This window comes from Finegoldia sp. P3-F-LR, assembly GCF_052932165.1.
In genome coordinates this window covers 1-535 of sequence record NZ_JBRFJE010000051.1, presented here as the reverse complement: position 1 = coordinate 535, position 535 = coordinate 1, and the positions used below count along the sequence as shown (strand labels likewise).

Below are 535 nucleotides of genomic sequence, written 5' to 3'. Positions count from 1 at the left end.
GTGTTGTAGACCCGAAACCGGGTGATCTATCCATGGGCAGAGTGAAGGTAAAGTAAAATTTACTGGAGGCTCGAACCGGGTAGCGTTTAAAAGCTATCGGATGACCTGTGGATAGGGGTGAAAAGCCAATCGAACTCGGATATAGCTGGTTCTCCTCGAAATAGCTTTAGGGCTAGCCTTGTTTTAGATTACAGGAGGTAGAGCACTGAATAGTCTAGGGGAAGTAATTCTACCGAAACTTATCAAACTCCGAATGCCTGAAAATCGATGAACAGGAGTCAGACCATGAGGGATAAGCTTCATAGTCAAAAGGGAAACAGCCCAGACCACCAGTTAAGGTCCCAAAATACAGATTAAGTGGGAAAGGATGTAATACTACTCAGACAACCAGGATGTTGGCTCAGAAGCAGCCATACATTTAAAGAGTGCGTAATAGCTCACTGGTCAAGTGGTAATGCGCCGAAGATGAACGGGGCTAAATCTGATACCGAAACTGTGGGATAGAAAAGCAATTATGCGAGAAGTATGAAGTAAA

The 535-nt window shown here is 44.3% G+C and carries 1 rRNA gene; it reads left to right on the top strand.

Going from position 1 to position 535, the window contains the following annotated elements:
• A 23S ribosomal RNA gene (locus ACU68U_RS09245) occupies positions 1 to 535 on the top strand; the annotation flags it as partial.